The following is a 17,193-nucleotide window of genomic DNA, read 5'->3' on the forward strand; positions in this document are numbered from 1 at the left end:
TTTAGTGTTGTTTTCTGTATTTTGTGTACGGGATGTCAAAAAAATACTGAATGACTATAAAATAGTAAAAAAAACTAAGTGATTTTAGTTTATTTTTGCGCCTTTAATTTTTATTTGCTTTATAAAAAAATGCCACAAGAATTACAGTTACAAGTTCTTCCTGAAGTTGCAGGTACAGCGGATTTATTAACGCAGTACGTTGCAAACCATGTGAAGTGTTCTCCAAAGGACATTAAGCATATCACGATCTTAAAGAGATCTATTGATGCGAGACAACGCACCGTAAAGATCAATTTAAAGGTTGCTGTTTTTTTTGCCGATGAGGATGTCGTGCACAGACATATTGATTTTCCAGAGTATAAAAATGTAAAGGATGCTCCACGTGTTATCGTGGTAGGAGCAGGGCCTGCAGGTTATTTTGCAGCCTTACAACTAATCGAGCTAGGGGTAAAACCTATTGTAGTCGAAAGAGGAAAAGATGTGCGAGGTCGTCGTCGTGATTTGAAAGCAATAAATATCGATCATATCGTTGATCCAGATTCGAACTACTGTTTCGGAGAAGGAGGAGCGGGAACTTACTCAGATGGTAAGTTGTATACACGTTCTAAAAAGCGTGGTGATGTCAATCGTATACTAGAGCTATTAGTAGCCTTCGGAGCATCACAAGATATATTAGTAGAAGCACATCCACATATCGGAACGAATAAACTTCCGAAGATTATGCAGGATATGCGTGCTAAGATTGAGGAGTTTGGTGGAGAAGTGTTATTTGAGAAAAGAGTAGTAGACTTTGTGATCAAAGGAAATGAAATAGAAGGAGTAAAACTACACAATGGAGACCTAATCGAAGCAAAGAAAATAATCTTAGCTACAGGACACTCTGCTCGCGATATCTATGAATTACTAGACCGTAAGAAAGTCTTGATAGAAGCAAAGCCTTTTGCCCTAGGAGTACGTGCAGAGCACCCACAGACGCTGATAGATAAGATACAGTACTCATGTGATTACAGAGGAGAGTTTCTTCCACCAGCACCTTATTCTATCGTGAAGCAGGTCAATGGAAGAGGAATGTATTCATTCTGTATGTGTCCAGGAGGGGTTATCGCGCCTTGTGCTACAGCACCAGGAGAGGTAGTAACCAACGGATGGTCACCGTCTAAACGAGATCAAGCAACAGCCAATTCAGGTATCGTAGTAGAGTTGCGTCTAGAAGACTTTAAACCTTTTGAAAAGTTCGGAGCTTTAGCAGGTATGGAATTCCAAAAATCGATAGAACAACAAGCTTATAGGGTAGCTGGAGAGACACAGCGTGTACCTGCACAGCGTATGGTAGACTTCTCTCAGTCTAAAGTATCTGAGTCTATCCCTAAGACGTCTTATCTACCTGGTACGACTTCTATAGAGTTAGGACAGGTATTCCCAGGTTTCTTGACGCAAATCATGAGACAGGGATTCCAAGAGTTCGGTAAGTCGATGAAAGGGTACTTCACGAATGAGGCTATCTTACACGCTCCAGAGAGTAGAACATCCTCTCCAGTGCGTATCCCTCGTGAGGATTATACCTTAGAGCATCCTCAGATCAAAGGACTTTATCCATGTGGTGAAGGAGCAGGGTATGCAGGGGGTATTGTATCTGCTGCCATCGATGGTGAGAAATGTGCGATTATGTGTGTCGAGAGCATGCAGTGATGAATATGGTTAACGGTTCTCAGTTAACAGTTAACAGTATTGCCTGCGGTATTTAATGGTTAACGGTTTTCAGTTGACAGTTAACAGTATTGCCTACGGCATTTGGCATGTATATCACGCAATCGTAGAGATGATCATATACACCCGCCACCTAGTAACCACAGTCTATATAAGGTAGAGGCGCAATATCTCGCGTCTCACACAACGTATATCCATACCGTATACCACGCAATCGTAGGAATGATTACATACATCCGACACATAATAAATAAAGAAATAAAATTTAATATACGAGCCTAATTACGAGAGTAGTTAGGCTTTTTTATGCTATAAACGTATCAACAAGATATAATCAATACTTTTCAAGTTATCATTATACTAGCTACATACTCATTCTTTGTCGACTTCTTCATGTATTCTAGGAGGGGGTAGAGACTAAATTGTTAATGTTCTCAATGTGTCATTCTTTGTCTAGGAAAGGAATAGGGAGTTCGGTAGCTTTATGAGGAGAGATTATTCTTGTAAAAGAATAATTATTTCGTATGTTTTTAATATAACTAGATTAGTGGATGTATTAATCATAAAAAGAGTATAATTTTAGGAAATGTATTTTTTATTTAGATAGTATGTAAATAAGAATTAACGTAATTACTAAGGTAGTTAGTTAATTGTTTATTCAAAGTTTTAAGAGAGTAAATATGTCTTAGAATATTTGATTAATTTTGAGATTAAATAATTAATTTTGAGATTAAATAATTAATAAAATATGAAATTTTCACAAAGGATAGGTGTAAAACCAATAAGAGAAATTTTACAAATAGAATCTATAGATGAAGTTTTACAAAATAAATTATGGAATGTTATTAGTAATGAGTTTCTTAATAAAATTAGTTCAATAGAACTTCTTGAAATTCTAGAACATATATGGGTTGACTATTTCGAGAATTTAAGAGATGAATACCCTGCTAGTATGGGATTTAATAGTACTCTTAAAGATGATTATTATAATTATATTAAAAGAGAGTTTTTTAATTGTTATTGGTATGAGGTATATGATTTTATAGAGTATCTAGTTGCATTTGAATTAGGAAGTAGTAGGTTTAAATATCTTGATTTTAACTTTATCTCAAATTTTAATGATGTACTGAGTAGTGAAATGGCTGGATATAGAATAGTTAATGGATTAATCATTCAAATAACAACAGAAGAGGAGATATTAACAATTGAAGAGTCTATAACTTCAACAGGGAATAGAGCTGTAGTAGAGCATTTAGAAAAGGCTTTATTATATCTATCAGATAAAATGTCTCCAGATTATAGAAACTCGGTAAAAGAATCTATTTCAGCAGTTGAAGCCTATTGTTGTTTTTTAATAAATGAACCTAATATTAGTTTAGGGAAAGCATTGAAAAAATTAGATGATATACATCCTTTGCATCCATCATATAAATCTGCTTTTGAGAAATTATATGGTTATACAAGTGATAGTGGAGGAATTAGACATGCTCTTGTTGAAGATGGAATTCTTGTAAAACAAGAAGATGCTAAATTTATGATAGTGGTTTGTTCTGCTTTTATAAATTATTTAAAAACAAAAGAAGAGTTGTTTAAAAATTCAAATTACAAGAAATCAATCAATTCTATTTCTAGAAGTAGATAAAGTAGTAGATAGTGTAAAAAAGAAATATGAAGGAATATTATAAGAACAAAAAAACGCACTATATAAGTGCGTTTTTCGTTAGTAAAAGGGTAATAATTGAAGAGAAAAAAATATCTATTTAGCAAACTTCTTACTTGCAGCTACACAAAGAATCACTCCGAAAGTGACGTATAGCATTGTAGGGCTTACTTTTTCGTTTAATACTGTTGCCGCTAATATCATCCCTAATAGCGGTTGTAATAATTGGATTTGACCTACTGTTGCGATTCCTCCTTGTGCTAATCCTTTATACCAAAAGATATACGCTAAAAACATACTGACAACAGAAATATAGAAGAGTCCAAACCAAGATTCTCCACTTACTAGAACTAAGTCTGTAGGTACCATATAAATCATAATCGGCACTGTAAGAGGTAGTGAGATAATACACGCCCAAGAGATTACTTGATATCCTCCTAGTGTTTTAGATAGTTTAGCTCCCTCTGCATAGCTCTGTCCACATAGGATGATAGCTAAGATCATTAGGATATCCCCGATAGGGTTAGAACTTACTCCCTGTGAGAATGCAAATCCAATCACTAAGGCACTCCCTATTAGAGAGAATAACCAGAAGATAGGTTTAGGCTTCTCTTTACCAATGAATACAGCGAATATAGCTGTAGACAGGGGTAACATTCCCATAAATACCAATGAATGTGCTGAGGTGATGTACTCTAATGCCATCGCTGTCAATAGAGGGAAACCAATAACTCCTCCAATGGCAACTTTAATTAGTGGCCACATCTGTTCTTTGGTAGGGCGTTTTTCGCGAAGAGCTATTACGCAAGCTAGCGCTAATAAAGCTGCGATAACTGCTCTTGCTGCAGTGGCGAAGATAGGGTCTAGGTCTTTAACCGCCATCTTAGTAGCAGGCATCGAACCTGCGAATAGAAGTACTCCAATAAATCCATTTAACCATCCGTTAGATGATTTTGTTGTTGCATTTAAAATGCCTGATTGTTCCATTATTCTGTTTTATTTGGGACAAAATTACCTCTATGTATAGGATTCACACAGTATCAGTTTTGTATATTTGCATGGGCACAGTTAGTAGATGAATATGAGCAAAACCTTTTTGTATAGTGAGATTGCAGAGAATATAGCTTCTCAGATTAGAAGTGGAAATATTAGAGAAGGAGAGAAGTTACCTTCCTTGCGTGGGTTATGCGCAGAATATGAGATCAGTATGAATACGGCAAGACGTGTTTTCTTAGAGTTAGAATCTCTGTCTTTGATTTATTCGAAACCTCAGAGTGGTTATTTTGTGAGTAAATTAAGTTATAAGAACTTACCTCTTCCAGAGGAGAGTAATCCCATTTTATTAGCTAATCACTGTGAACCTAATGATATTCTTCAAAAAGTATACGCTAATATAGGTAGGGAAGACCTCTTATTATTGTCTTATACCGTGGCGTATGGAGATATGTTGCCTATTGCTAAATTAAAGAAAGAAATAGTACAAGCTACTAGAGACTTGCCTACTGGTGGGGTACAATACGAACGATTAGAAGGCAACGCCAATCTGAGGAGAATGATTGCTTTGCGATCTTCGGGTTGGGGCGCTAATCTTCACGAAGAAGATTTGATCACCACAAATGGAGGGATGAACGCAGTAGCTCTTTGTCTAACAGCATTGAGTAAACCTGGAGATACTGTTGCCATAGAAAGTCCTTGTTATCCTGGTATTCTACAATTAGCTCTAGGATTGGGGCTAAAGGTATTTGAATTACCGACTAATCCTAATACAGGGATAAAAGTAGAAGCGCTAAGAGAGGTGGTCTCAGAAATAGATATTTGTATTTTAATCTCAAATTACAATACTCCTGTAGGGAGCTGTATGCCTGATGAGAATAAAAAAGAGGTGGTAGAGTTATTGGCACAGCACGATATTCCTTTGATAGAAGATGATGTATATGGTGATCTATGTTTTGAAGGCCATCGACCTACTTGCTGTAAGACATTCGATAAGACAGGAAATGTGCTTTGGTGTAGTTCTATCTCTAAGACACTAGCCCCTGGGTTTAGAGTAGGATGGGTAGCCCCTGGCAAGTATAAAGATAAAGTGCAAAATATCAAACTGATACAGTCTATCTCTTCCTCTTCCTTAGAACAAGAGGCTGTAGCTAATTTCTTAAGGTCAGGGAAATACGATAAGCACTTGCGAAAACTAAGAAGAAAACTATATCAGAATTATCAGAACTATGCTAGAGTTATTCAGCAGAGTTTTCCTAAGAATATTAAGATTAGTCAGCCCCAGGGAGGGTTGTCTTTGTGGATAGAGTTTAGTGAAGAGATTGATACTATAGAGTTGTATGATTTGGCGATGAAGAAAGGAATAAGTATAGCTCCTGGACGGATGTTCACTTTGCAAAATCAGTATAACAACTCCATGCGATTGTGCTTTGGCTTGCCTTGGGATGTACAATTAGAAAGCAAGATTAAACAGATAGGTTTATTAGCTAGACAATTGCAAAACTTAAAGACTGTTAATACAGAATAGGAATAGCTGAAAGGAAAAGGGAGTTGCAAATACACGTTGAAATAAAAGAGAAAAAGTAATTTGAAAAACTTATCTATCAAGAGAAAAAAATTACATTTGACTTGACTAAACCAATGATTATTTATGATTCCACTACACGATTTAATGCTGTTTGCGATAGCGGCAGTAGTCTTGGCTATTACTCCTGGGCCAAATATGTTATATCTTATAACGAGAACATTATCACAAGGAAAAAAGGCTGGATTTATCTCTCTGATGGGAGTGATTTGCGGTTTTCTATTTCATATTGTATTAGTGTCTTTTGGGCTGACGGCTATATTATTTACCATACCTTATGCCTATGCTATACTGAAGTGGACAGGTGCACTGTACCTAGTGTATTTGGCGTTTCAAGCGTTAAAACCTAATGCAAAGAATATATTTGATGTAGAACAAAGCGTTAAAGTAGATTCTCCAAGTAAGTTGTTCTCAATAGGTTTTTTAACGAATGTCTTGAATCCCAAAGTAGCAGTTTTTTATCTTTCTTTGTTTCCCCAGTTTATTAAGCCAGCTTATGGATCTGTATTGTTACAGAGTTTAACATTAGGAACTACTCAATTATTAGTTAGTTTTATCAATAATTTCATAATCGTATTATTTGCAGCTAAGATGGCTTCTTTCTTTCAGAGACAACCTCTATGGGTGAAAGTACAGAAGTGGTTTATGGGGAGCGTATTGTTGTTTTTAGCTTTTAAAATGGCTATTTCAAAGGGAAAATAGTGTTTCTGTTTTTAGGATTTAGTACTTTTAGCTCTAAACTAATCTAAAAACTAAAATTATGAGCATCAATAGAACGCGTACTTTCTCTTGGGAAGACCCTAATAAAACTTTAGAAGAGGCAAAGAAGTTAAATGGATATGAGTTTTTAATGCAGGTATTAGAAGGGAATTTACCTATGGCTCCTATACAAGAAACAATCTCCTCTAGAGTAGTTTCTGTAGAAAAAGGACAGGTCATATTCGAACTAAAAGGAGAAGAGTTCCATTATAACCCAATAGGAAGTGTACATGGAGGTATCATTAGTACGGTATTAGATTCGGCAATAGGATGTTCTTTATTGAGTACCCTAGAGATTGGAGAAAGCTTTACCTCATTAGATTTAAAAGTGAATTTCTTGAGAAGAATAACTGCGGATACTCCTCCTTTAACTACGAAGACGAAGATTATCCATAAAGGACGTACTACAGCTTACTTAGAATGTGAATTACTAGATGCAGAAGGCAAATTATATGCACATGCTGTGTCCAACTGTATGATCTTTAGATAATATATTAGTCCACTAAATAAGTGGGCTTTTTTTGTGCTAATATTTCGCAGTGTAAAATCAAGATTAGTTTTTGAAAATAGAATATCTTTCGTTTATAAATAATCTGTAATGAAAGAGTTATTATCTGATATACGTCAAACACTACAAGACTATGTAGACCCACAAAACATAGTGGTCTCTTCTCGTTTCTTTAAAGGAGATGAACAGCCTAAAGAGTATGGTGTGTCCAAAGAGATCTTAAGTAAGATAGGAAAAGAACTATTTAATGACCTTAAAGCAAAGCCTAAAGAAGAAATATACTTGCTATGTCAAGAATTGTGGAAATCGCTTTATTTTGAAGAGGCTTATATCGCTTGTATAATAACGAAGCGATTACATCGTCAATACGAAGATACAGATATGAAGTACTTTGGTCTGTGGTTGAATAAGTATGTTCAAAGCTGGGCAGATTGTGATACGCTCTGCTGTTCTACTATTGGGCCTTTATTCATAAAATATCCTTTAGAGATAGAGCAGTTAACCTTATGGGCGACTTCACCTAATCGTTGGATGCGCAGAGGTGCGGCTGTAAGTCTAGTAGTACCTGCTAGGAAGGGATTGTACTTAGAGAAAGTATTTGAATTAGCAATCTTGTTAATGAAAGATGAGGATGACCTAGTACAGAAAGGAACAGGTTGGATGCTAAAAGAGGCTAGTAAGTCACATCAGGTTGAAGTATATGAATTCATTATGCAGTATAAGGTAGTAATGTCTAGAACGACATTGCGCTATGCTATCGAAAAAATGCCTTTAGATTTAAAAGCAGAAGCGATGAAGAAATAACTTAGAAATAGAATAATCTGACAGAATAAGAAGAAAAAGGGCACTTTCACAGGTGTCCTTTTTGCTTTTTTGGGGTATTTATAGGGCTAAAAATAGTATTAATTAAAACTTTTATGAAGTTTTTTTTAGTAAAAAATGAGATGACTTCAATTATTCGATTTTTGAACATAATAGAGTCTTTTAGGGTGTTTTTGGAGTCACAAATGAATAAAATACATCTTTTTTAAGCAAAAAAACACTTTTAGAGATGAAGCTAGTCGTAGCAAGACTTGACCTTGTTTATAGAAACTGTTTTTGACAGATTAAATACTATTATTTGTTAAATAATTTTAGAGGTGATGTTGAAGGTAGTGGTTTTTTTATATTTTATACTGAATTTGTTTGTTTTTTACACTGTAAAACTGCCTATTTTTTGATTAAAATATTAAGTAAGTTGTTTTTTATTGTTTGGTTGTGTTAAATCAATTTATATCTTTGACCTATAGATCAGAAACAAAAAAGATGAAAAATTTAGTAAACATTCTAGTGGTTCTAATTATTGTGATTGTGGTAAACACATTTGCACGGGAGTCGCTATGCTGATTTTTTCTATCTAGAGATAAAGAATATTTGAAGCCTCCCGTTATCGGGAGGCTTTTTTTGTTTATAGCATTTTGCAATTAGACTTCTCTAATCGTTTCGCTATCAAGGATATATAATCAACCAAAAAACACAGTTATGAATGTATTGAACAAGTACAGTAGAGTAATCACACAAGACCAAACACAGCCAGCGGCACAGGCTATGCTCTATGGAATCGGACTAAGTGAAGAAGACTTAGATAAGGCACAGGTAGGTGTTGTAAGCATGGGCTATGAAGGCAATACCTGTAATATGCACTTAAACGATCTGGCGAAGTATGTAAAACAAGGCGTCAAACAAAGTGGACTAGTAGGGTTAATCTTCAACACAATCGGTGTGAGTGATGGTATTTCGAATGGGACAGAAGGTATGAAGTATTCTCTTGTATCTCGAGATATTATAGCAGATTCTATTGAGACAGTGGTTAATGCACAATGGTATGACTCTGTCATTGCTATCCCAGGTTGTGATAAGAATATGCCAGGTGCAATTATCGCGATGGGGCGACTAAATAGACCAGCTATTATGGTATATGGCGGTACTATACACTCGGGGAAATACAAGGACGAATCACTAAATATCGTCTCTGCTTTTGAGGCATTGGGCAAGAAGTTTAGCAACTCTATTTCAGAAGAAGATTACAAAGGGGTGATTAAGAATGCTTGCCCTGGAGCAGGAGCCTGTGGAGGGATGTACACAGCCAATACAATGGCATCAGCCATAGAAGCTCTGGGGATGAGTTTACCACATAGTTCTTCCTATCCTGCTCTAAGTAGTGAGAAGAAACAGGAGTGTTTAGAAGTGGGACAGGCTTTGAGAAATCTATTAGAGAAAGACATTAAGCCATCAGATATTATGACTAAAGAAGCTTTTGAGAATGCGATGACAATGGTGATTACACTAGGAGGATCTACGAATGCTGTACTTCACTTAATTGCGATGGCACATGCTGTAGACATTGAGATTACACTAAAGGACTTTCAGGAGATTAGCGATAGAGTACCTGTCTTAGCAGATCTAAAACCTAGTGGAAAGTACCTTATGGAAGATTTGCACAAAATAGGAGGGGTACCTGCTATTATGAAACATCTGTTGGATCAGGGATTATTGCATGGAGATTGTCTTACAGTAACAGGAAAGACAGTAAGAGAAAACTTAAGTCTAGCAAAAGACTTGGCTAAGGACCAAGATATTATTGTGGATATAACTACTCCTATTAAGGAAAGTGGACACTTACAATTTCTCTATGGAAATCTAGCAGAGAAAGGAAGTGTAGCCAAGATCAGCGGTAAGGAAGGAACGTTCTTTAAGGGGAAAGCAAGAGTATTCAATGATGAGTATGCAGTTATTGCAAGTGTATCGGCTCAAGAAGTTCAGCCAGGGGAAGTAATCGTTATTCGATATTGTGGACCTAAAGGAGGTCCAGGAATGCCAGAGATGCTTAAGCCTACTTCTGCAATTATGGGAGCAGGATTGGGCAAGAGTGTAGCTCTTATCACGGATGGTCGTTTCTCAGGAGGAACACATGGTTTTGTAGTAGGGCATATTACTCCTGAAGCGTATGATGGAGGTACAATTGCATTAGTAGAGAATGGAGATATCATCAGCATTGATGTAGAGAATAGAAAGCTAGAGCTATTAGTTGATCAGAAGGTATTAGAAGCCCGTAGAGAAAAGTGGCAAAAGCCAGCACTAAAGTTTAAAAAAGGAGTATTGTATAAATACTCAAACTGTGTGGCAGATGCATCAGAGGGATGTATTACGGATAGAATTAAGAATGTTTACCCTTCGGGGAATTAAGAATTTAAAATTAGGAATTAGGAATGTTTGCCTAGGGCATTTATTATTTGATTCTGTATGTCATGTAGAGACGCATTATCATGCGTGTCACAGAAAATAGGAAAGTCAGGAGAATACACGTCACGGATTAAAAATCCGCACCATCACAACATCACGTCCTATCGGCACACAACGGTAGGGGCGAATTGCAATTCGCCCTACAAAACAACATCACGATATCACGTCATCACAAAAAGACGGTTTCACAACCTTACAACATCACAAAAAAAACGATTTCAAAAAAACACAAAATATGCAACAAGAACAAATAACAGGAGCACAAGCAGTAATATCTTCTTTGTTGTGTGAAGGAGTAGAGACAATATTCGGGTACCCAGGTGGGGCCATAATGCCCATCTATGACGCTCTTTATGACAAAATGGATGAGCTAGAACACATTTTAGTGCGCCATGAACAAGGAGCAATACACGCAGCACAAGGATTTGCACGAGCTTCTGGAAAAGTAGGAGTAGTCTTTGCTACTTCAGGACCAGGAGCAACTAATTTGATTACAGGGTTAGCAGATGCCTATATTGATTCAACACCTGTGGTGTGCATTATAGGACAGGTAACATCTCAATTATTGGGGACAGATGCGTTTCAGGAGACAGATGTAATAGGTATTTCGATGCCGATTACGAAGTGGAACTACCAAGTGACTAAGGCTTCAGAGATAGCACCTACTATTGCCAAAGCATTTTATCTAGCGAAGGCTGGAAGACCTGGACCTGTTGTGATTGATATCACAAAGGATGCTCAGTTCGGAATGACTGCTTTTGAATATAAACCATGTTCTGAGGTGAGAAGTTATGCTCCAGAACCTCCAGTCGATTTAGAACGCTTTCACCAAGCAGCTGATTTAATTAATAAGGCAAAAAAACCTTATTTGTTAGTAGGACAAGGGGTATTATTAAGTCATGCAGAACAAGAGTTAAAAGCCTTTGTAGAAAAGACAGATATACCTACTGCTTCCACGCTTTTAGGTTTAGGAGCATTGCCTAGTAATCATAGTCATTTCTGTGGAATGCTTGGAATGCATGGTGATTATGCAGCGAATGTAAAGACGAATGAGTGTGATGTATTAATCGCTATAGGAATGCGCTTTGACGATAGGGTAACTGGAGATGTATCTCGATATGCAAAGCAAGCTAAGGTTATTCATATTGATATAGATGCAGCAGAGTTAAATAAAATTATTAAGGCAGATATCGGAATACGAAGTGATGCTAAAAAGGCATTAAATACTTTGATTGAACTAGTAGAACAGCGTACTCATAAGGATTGGCTTTCTGAGTTTAAACAAGGCAAAGCATATGAAGTAGAACAGTTGAGAGTTCACAAACAGCAAGTCAATACAGACAAGATTATGATGGAGGATGCTGTTAAGTTATTGACAGAATTGACAAAAGGGGAAGTTGTCATTGTAACGGATGTAGGACAACATCAGATGATAACAGCCCGTCATTATCAGTACAATTCACCTAAGACAAATATCACTTCTGGAGGATTGGGGACAATGGGGTTTGCTCTTCCTGCGGCTGTAGGTGCTAAGCTAGGCAATCCTCAACAAACGGTAGTTGCGATAGCAGGGGACGCAGGTTTTCAGATGAATATTCAAGAACTAGGTACAATTATGCAAAGTAATATAGGGGTGAAAATGATTATTCTAAACAACAGTTTTTTAGGAATGGTAAGACAGTGGCAGCAGATGTTCTTTGAGAAGAGGTATAGTTTTACGGAGATGAACAACCCTAATTTCGTAGGTATTGCTCAATCGTATAATATCAAAGGCAATAAAGTAGAACATGCAACTGACTTAAGACATGCATTAGAAGAGATGCTTGTTCATCCGGGAGCTTATCTATTAGAAATAGTAGTAGAGAAGGAAGAAAATGTATATCCAATGATTCCAACAGGAGCAAGTGTTTCTGATGTATTATTAAATTAAAAGACAAGGAGTATGAAAGAGGAATTCACATTGTCGGTTTTTACTGAAAATAGTATTGGGATGCTGACGAGAATAACCAATGTTTTTACGCGTAGACATATTAATCTAGATAGTCTTACAGTGTCAGAATCTGAGATAAAACAGGTTTTTAAATACACCGTAGTATTTAAAAGTACACAAGAGCAAGTTGATAAATTGATTGGTCAGTTAGAGCGATTAGTAGAGGTGTTTAAGGTATTTGCACATAAGAATAGTGATATTATTTACCAAGAGCTAGCACTTTATAAAGTAAAGACAAATTTATTGTCTAATACCCAAGTAGAACAAATCATTAGAGCGAATCAAGCTAGAATATTATCAGTAGATAAAGATTTTATAGCGATAGAGAAAACAGGGTATATAGAAGAAATAGAGAATCTTTTTACTCAGTTGTCTAGTTATGGTGTACTAGAGTTTACTCGTTCTGGCAGAGTAGCGATTACGAAGCCTATGAACTATGAAGAGCTTTATTTGATTAAGAACTAAGAATGTTTACCCTTCGGGGAATTAAGAATCTAAAATTAAGAATTAAGAATGTATGGCTACGCCTTAAGGAAGTTGCCTTCGGCTAGGGAGTCACCGCTTTGTCGCACTACTCTTACTAGGTAGGCGCTACGTTAGAAAATAGAAAATAGGAAACAGGAAACAGGAAACAGAAAACAGAAAACTGGGAACAGGGAACAGGGAACAGGGAACAGGGAACAGGGAAGTCAAGAGAGCTTTAAACGAGATATATGTCACGGATTACAAATCCGCGCCAACATCACAACATCACAACATCACAAAAAAACGATTTCACGAAATCACAAAAAAAACAAAATCACAAAAAACTATAAAAAATGGGACAAATTAATTTTGGAGGAACACTAGAGAATGTAGTGACTAGAGAAGAATTTACATTAGATAAAGCAAGAGAAGTATTAAAGAATGAAGTGTTGGCTGTTATTGGTTATGGAGTACAAGGACCAGGACAGGCACAGAATTTAAGAGATAATAAGATCAATGTGATCGTAGGGCAACGCAAGAATTCTACTAGTTGGGATAAGGCAGTAGCGGATGGATGGGTAGAAGGAGAAACGCTATTTGATATTGAAGAAGCTTGCCAACGTGGTACAATTATCATGAACCTACTATCAGATGCAGGACAAATCCATACATGGGAGACAGTTAAAGGTAATCTATCAGCAGGTAAAGCATTGTATTTTTCTCATGGCTTTGGAGTAGCTTTTCATCAGAAAACGAATATTATTCCACCAGCAGGAATAGATGTGTTTTTAGTAGCACCGAAAGGGTCAGGAACATCATTGCGTACATTGTTTTTAGAAGGATGTGGACTAAACTCAAGCTATGCTATTTTCCAAGATGCTACAGGTAGAGCACAGGAGAGAGCTTTAGCCGTAGGTATTGCTATTGGTTCAGGTTATTTGTTTGAAACAACATTTGAGCGAGAAGCTTATAGTGATTTGACTGGAGAACGAGGAGTGTTAATGGGAGCTATCGCAGGTATTTTTGAAGCGCAGTATAATGTATTAAGAGCAAAGGGACATACACCTAGCGAAGCATTTAATGAGACAGTAGAGGAGTTGACACAGAGTTTAATGCCTTTAGTAGCAGATCGAGGAATGGACTGGATGTATGCTAATTGTTCTACTACAGCACAGCGAGGAGCACTAGATTGGAAAGATAAGTTTAGAGATGCTACTACTCCTGTATTTAAAGAGTTATATGAGAGTGTAGCGTCAGGAAGAGAGGCAGAGATTGTGATTAAGGCAAATAGCGAGAAAGATTACAGAGCTAAGCTAGAAGAAGAATTAAAAGAATTAAGAGAAAGCGAACTTTGGCAAACAGGTGCTGAGGTGAGAAAACTAAGACCATCCCAATCATGAACTTATTGACAAAAGTATATCAAGCACAACAGAATATTGCACGAGTCGTCGTCCAGACTCCTTTAATGAAAAATCTAAACCTAAGTACAGTATATCAGGCAGATATCTATTTGAAAAGAGAAGATTTACAACCTGTCCGTTCTTATAAGTTGAGAGGAGCATATAATAAGGTCACTACACTTACTCCAGACGAGCAGTCTGGAGGTGTAGTATGTGCTAGTGCAGGTAATCATGCGCAGGGAGTCGCTTTTGCTTGTCATCACCTAGATATTCACGCAACGATATTTATGCCGATTACTACTCCTAAACAGAAGATAGATCAAGTCAAACTATTCGGCAGGGACAAGGTAAACATCGTTTTGAAAGGAGATACATTTGACGCCTGTTATGCAGAAGCAAGCTTATATTGTAAAGAGAATAAAGCGGTGTTTATTCATCCTTTTGATGATGAAGAGGTAATCGCAGGTCAGGGTACTGTAGCATTAGAAGTATTACAGGCTATGAAAGAGCCTATTGATTATGTATTTGTCCCTATTGGAGGAGGAGGTTTAGCAGCCGGAGTTAGTACTGTATTTAAGCACCTAAGCCCACATACTCAGATAGTAGGAGTAGAACCAGTAGGGGCAGCATCTATGCAGACTTCTATTCAAGAGAATGTGAATACGGCATTAAATACAGTAGATACCTTTGTAGATGGGGCTGCTGTTAAGCGAGTTGGAGATTTAAACTTTGCTATTTGTAAAGAGAGTTTGCACGATGTAATAACAGTAGCCGAAGGAAAGGTATGTACTACTATTCTCAAGCTTTATAATGAAGAAGCACTTGTGGTAGAGCCAGCTGGAGCTTTGAGTATAGCCGCTCTTGATTTGTATAAAGATAAATTGGTGGGCAAAAAGGTAGTCTGTATAGTAAGTGGAAGTAATAACGATATTACGCGTACAGAAGAGATAAAAGAACGCTCACTCTTATATGAAGGGTTAAAGCATTATTTCATCGTTAATTTTCCACAACGCCCAGGAGCGTTAAAGGAGTTTGTCAATGAAGTACTCGGAAAAGATGATGATATCACTTATTTTCAGTTTTCCAAAAAGAATAATAGAGAGAGAGGCCCTGCAGTAGTGGGGATAGAATTAGCCAACAGACTCGATTATGATCATCTGATTAAACAATTAGAGAAACATAATTTTAATTATCAGTATTTAAATGATAATGAAGCACTATTTACTCATTTAGTTGGCTAGTAGATTTCTTTATAAATGACTTGATTAGTAAGTCAGCATTGAATAGGTTCCGATTGTTTCTCGGAACCTATTTTATTTTAGAATAGAGTTGTTGTCAAGAGTAATTATATAGGACAGATAGTCCTAAGTGATTTAAGTATAGCTATAGAATGAATGAAAGATTTCAGGAGTAGAATTGTTTTGTAGTATTTGGTCGATGTGTATTCTAGTTTTAAATTAGTAGACTGAAAATAAGCTCTATTCGTTATGGGACAAAGTACAGAACAATGTATTATAGATTTACAACAACTAGAAACTCCTATCGGTACTATCGTGGTCTGTGCTACAGATAAGGGAATTTGTTTATTAGAGTTTGCTGATATTGAGGGAATACAGAAGGAGTATGATCATCTTAGTAAAGAGAAGAATGCCGTGATTGTATCTGGAGAGAACAAACATATTACCCAGTTGAAAGAGGAGTTAAAGAAGTACTTTGAAGGAGAGCTGATTACTTTTAGTGTTGCATTAGATCTAATAGGAACAGCATTCCAACAACAGGTGTGGAATGGACTTCTCCATATCCCTTATGGAGAAACAAAGTCTTATAAAGAACAGTCGGAGTATCTACAGATTCCAAAAAGTATTAGAGCTGTAGCGAATGCGAATGGGATGAATAGAATAGCTATTGTGATTCCATGCCACCGAATTATAGGTACTGATGGTAGTCTAACAGGCTACAGAGGAGGGATTTGGAGAAAGAAATTCTTATTAGAATTAGAGAATAAAGAGAGATTCTCTTCTTCTCAGTTAACATTGAGTTTATACTGAGGTCAATATAGTAAATTGTGGTTTGAAAATAGCTATAATTAATCGCAAAAGCGTATTAGTAAGAATTGTACTTTAGTTTTATCAATTTTAAGAATTTGTATCGTGATAAAGATGTTTTTAAGTTCTTCATTCTGTGATGTAGTTAGCTTATTTAGTGACTTTGCTGGTGAAGAAGTAAAAGGAAAAAGGGTGACCTTTATTCCCACAGCCAGTGTAGTAGAAGAGTATGTGGGACATGTAGAAAATGACAAAAGAGCTTTCGAAAGTTTAGGAATCATTGTAGATGTATTAGAACTGAGTACAGCAAGTAATGAAGAAATCAGAGAGAAAGTAAGTACTAATGATTACATTTTTGTATCAGGCGGAAATTCTTTTTACCTACTCCAAACTTTAAAAGAAATGGGTGCTGATTACTTAATAAAAGCAGAGGTGTCTAAAGGGAAGCTGTATATAGGGACTTCGGCAGGAAGTGTTGTGATGTGTCCTGACATTCGATATATAGAGGCAATGGATGACAAATCATTTGCCCCTAAGTTGACAGAATACAAGGCAATGGGAATGATAGATCAATATCCTTTAGTACATTATGGATGTGAACCTTTTACAGAAGTAGCTGAACAAGTATATCAAGAATATAAGGATAAATTGCCTTTAGTGTTGTTAAATAATTACCAAGTTCTGACTGTCCAAAACCAAGAAATAGAGGTGTTGTCACTATAATTCAAAGTGTAAAAGTGGAATAGGGGGGATAATGTTTGAAATTGGTCAGCTTTTATAGTTTGTTCTTCTTATCAAA

General features: G+C 36.5%; 14 protein-coding genes. 13 read left to right on the forward strand and 1 reads right to left on the reverse strand.

The features are described 5' to 3' along the window. The first annotated feature begins 129 nt into the window (after nucleotides 1–129). Both RT228_RS05120 and RT228_RS05125 read left to right on the forward strand, forming a co-directional pair. On the forward strand, nucleotides 130–1,689 hold the full coding sequence (locus RT228_RS05120; protein ID WP_006261625.1) for an NAD(P)/FAD-dependent oxidoreductase: 1,560 nt from the start codon (nucleotides 130–132) through the stop codon (nucleotides 1,687–1,689). A 766-nt stretch (nucleotides 1,690–2,455) separates the two neighbouring features. Then, on the forward strand, nucleotides 2,456–3,349 hold the full coding sequence (locus RT228_RS05125) for an AbiJ-NTD4 domain-containing protein (RefSeq protein WP_006261624.1): 894 nt from the start codon (nucleotides 2,456–2,458) through the stop codon (nucleotides 3,347–3,349). Nucleotides 3,350–3,463: 114 nt separating this feature from the next. Here RT228_RS05125 and RT228_RS05130 read toward each other — a convergent pair whose 3' ends face one another. Continuing rightward, entirely contained in the window at nucleotides 3,464–4,354 is an 891-nt protein-coding gene (locus RT228_RS05130) for a DMT family transporter (RefSeq protein ID WP_006261623.1), read from the reverse strand. An 88-nt stretch (nucleotides 4,355–4,442) separates the two neighbouring features. Here RT228_RS05130 and RT228_RS05135 point away from each other — a divergent pair, with 88 nt between their 5' ends. The 11 genes from RT228_RS05135 (at nucleotide 4,443) to RT228_RS05185 (ending at nucleotide 17,117) form a co-directional block, all read left to right on the forward strand. Further along, on the forward strand, nucleotides 4,443–5,888 hold the full coding sequence (locus tag RT228_RS05135) for a PLP-dependent aminotransferase family protein (protein WP_006261622.1): 1,446 nt from the start codon (nucleotides 4,443–4,445) through the stop codon (nucleotides 5,886–5,888). 123 nt (nucleotides 5,889–6,011) lie between these two features. Then, nucleotides 6,012–6,647: a LysE family translocator gene (locus tag RT228_RS05140; protein ID WP_006261621.1), complete on the forward strand. Its 636-nt coding sequence runs from the start codon at nucleotides 6,012–6,014 to the stop codon at nucleotides 6,645–6,647. Nucleotides 6,648–6,705: 58 nt separating this feature from the next. Then, nucleotides 6,706–7,194, forward strand: coding sequence for a PaaI family thioesterase (locus RT228_RS05145; protein ID WP_006258348.1), 489 nt, complete (start codon nucleotides 6,706–6,708; stop codon nucleotides 7,192–7,194). A gap of 108 nt (nucleotides 7,195–7,302) precedes the next feature. Next, nucleotides 7,303–8,016, forward strand: a complete 714-nt coding sequence (locus RT228_RS05150; RefSeq protein WP_006261620.1) for a DNA alkylation repair protein — start codon at nucleotides 7,303–7,305, stop codon at nucleotides 8,014–8,016. A gap of 717 nt (nucleotides 8,017–8,733) precedes the next feature. Next, entirely contained in the window at nucleotides 8,734–10,437 is a 1,704-nt protein-coding gene (gene ilvD / locus RT228_RS05155; protein WP_006261619.1) for a dihydroxy-acid dehydratase, read from the forward strand. A gap of 292 nt (nucleotides 10,438–10,729) precedes the next feature. Then, nucleotides 10,730–12,424, forward strand: coding sequence for a biosynthetic-type acetolactate synthase large subunit (ilvB, locus tag RT228_RS05160; RefSeq protein ID WP_006261618.1), 1,695 nt, complete (start codon nucleotides 10,730–10,732; stop codon nucleotides 12,422–12,424). Between the two features lie 12 nt (nucleotides 12,425–12,436). Then, complete coding sequence (gene ilvN / locus RT228_RS05165) at nucleotides 12,437–12,949, forward strand: acetolactate synthase small subunit (RefSeq protein WP_006258343.1); 513 nt, start codon at nucleotides 12,437–12,439, stop codon at nucleotides 12,947–12,949. A gap of 353 nt (nucleotides 12,950–13,302) precedes the next feature. After that, nucleotides 13,303–14,349: a ketol-acid reductoisomerase gene (gene ilvC / locus RT228_RS05170; RefSeq protein WP_006258342.1), complete on the forward strand. Its 1,047-nt coding sequence runs from the start codon at nucleotides 13,303–13,305 to the stop codon at nucleotides 14,347–14,349. Then, nucleotides 14,346–15,590, forward strand: a complete 1,245-nt coding sequence (ilvA, locus tag RT228_RS05175; RefSeq protein ID WP_006261617.1) for a threonine ammonia-lyase IlvA — start codon at nucleotides 14,346–14,348, stop codon at nucleotides 15,588–15,590. The genes ilvC and ilvA overlap by 4 nt, the downstream gene beginning before the upstream one ends. A 246-nt stretch (nucleotides 15,591–15,836) precedes the next feature. Then, a complete protein-coding gene (locus RT228_RS05180; RefSeq protein WP_006261616.1) occupies nucleotides 15,837–16,397 on the forward strand; it encodes a methylated-DNA--[protein]-cysteine S-methyltransferase in 561 nt (186 codons plus the stop codon). Nucleotides 16,398–16,508: 111 nt separating this feature from the next. After that, a complete protein-coding gene (locus RT228_RS05185; protein WP_006261615.1) occupies nucleotides 16,509–17,117 on the forward strand; it encodes a Type 1 glutamine amidotransferase-like domain-containing protein in 609 nt (202 codons plus the stop codon). The last annotated feature ends 76 nt before the right edge of the window (nucleotides 17,118–17,193 follow it).

This window comes from Myroides sp., assembly GCF_032073645.1.
GTDB classification, from domain to species: domain Bacteria; phylum Bacteroidota; class Bacteroidia; order Flavobacteriales; family Flavobacteriaceae; genus Flavobacterium; species Flavobacterium odoratimimum.